Origin of the sequence: Corynebacterium sp. MSK195 (genome assembly GCF_030228885.1) — a bacterium.
In the GTDB taxonomy this organism is placed as follows: Bacteria; Actinomycetota; Actinomycetes; order Mycobacteriales; family Mycobacteriaceae; genus Corynebacterium.
In genome coordinates this window covers 1-1,470 of sequence record NZ_JASPGT010000034.1, presented here as the reverse complement: position 1 = coordinate 1,470, position 1,470 = coordinate 1, and the positions used below count along the sequence as shown (strand labels likewise).

Annotated in this window: 1 protein-coding gene; it reads right to left on the bottom strand. The window is 57.2% G+C overall.

What is annotated here, in order from left to right; all coding sequences use genetic code 11:
• Positions 1–98: 98 nt before the first annotated feature.
• Positions 99–1,343 (bottom strand): IS256 family transposase, encoded by a 1,245-nt coding sequence (locus QP909_RS11650; protein WP_284767321.1) that lies wholly within the window; start codon positions 1,341–1,343, stop codon positions 99–101.
• Positions 1,344–1,470 lie beyond the last annotated feature (127 nt).

Here is a 1,470-nt window from a genome sequence, read left to right as displayed (position 1 = left end):
TGGTCAAGTCCTGGGTAGTGGTGTATCTGTTTTCGAATCTGGGGTTAGTTTCATGGCGGTGGTTTAGGGGCCATCTCGGGGATAAGGGGTGAGGGTATTCACGCGGCGATCTCCTGGTTGTTGTCGCGGTCCTCGTCGATGACCCCAGCGGCGATGATCTCTTTGGTCTGTGCCAGGCTGGTCAGTGACATATAACGCTTCTGTTGGATCCAGTCATCGTGCTGTTCGGCCAACACCGCCCCAACAAGGCGCACAACAGCGTCTCGGTTTGGGAAGATTCCTACGACATCGGTACGCCGGCGGATCTCCCTATTGAGCCGTTCAGTGGGGTTATTCGACCAGATTTTGGTCCACACCGCTCTCGGCGCAGCGGTAAACGCCAACAGCTCGTCGAGACACTCCTCGAGGTAGGTGGCAACGTGAGGGAATTTCTGCTGGCAGAATTCAATAACCTCACGAGCTTGGGCCCACACACTAGCGGCATCGGGTTGCTGAAAGATTGTGTGAAACATCGCTGACAGAGTCGGCCATTGGTTTTTGGGAACCTGGGCCGAGAGGTTCTTCGCGAAGTGCGTTCGACACCGCTGCCAACTAGCCTGCGGCAGGCAGTCACCCACGGCTGCTTGAATACCAAGATGGGCATCACTAGTAACGAGGAATACCCCGGTCAGGCCACGGGCGATGAGGTCCCGAAAGAACCCGGTCCACGACGCGGTAGATTCCGCGGTGGCAACCTGCATGCCCAAAAGCTCTCGGTAGCCGTCAGCGTTGACACCTGTGGCCAGCAACACGCTGGTCTTTACGACACGTCCTCCTTCCCGCACCTTCATTGTCAGCGCGTCGCAGGAGACAAAGTGGTAGGGGCCTTGGTCAAGCCGGCGGGTGCGGAAGTCATCGACCATGTCATCGAGTTCTTTGGCCATCTGGCTGACCTGAGACTTCGACAAGTTGTTGATCCCAAGGGTGGCCACCAGGTCGTTCATCCTGCGAGTGGAGACTCCTTTCAGGTAACAGGTGGCGATGACTGTGGTCAAGGCACGCTCGGTGCGGCTGCGGCGCTCTAGCAGCCAGTCAGGGAAAAATGCGCCGGTGCGTAGCTTCGGGATTGCCACATCAATGCTGCCGACTCGGGTATCAAGTTGGCGATGACGGTAGCCATTACGTGTGTTGGTGCGCTCGGCTGACACGGTGGCGTAATCAGCCCCGCAGACGGTGTCTGCTTGGGCGGAAAGAATCTGGTTGATGAAGTCAGTGAGCATTTGGCGCATCAAATCTGGGGACGCTTGAGTTAGCAGCTCTTCGAGATACGCGGTCGGATCGATATGATGAGGGTCAGCGGCCATCGCAGGGTACTTCCTTTCGAGGATAGGTAAGAGTTGATTCGAAAGGTACCCGCGATGGTCGCCTTCATGCACACCGGCACAAGACTTACCGCGGGCTACAGATACACCACGTTAGGGGACGCAACCA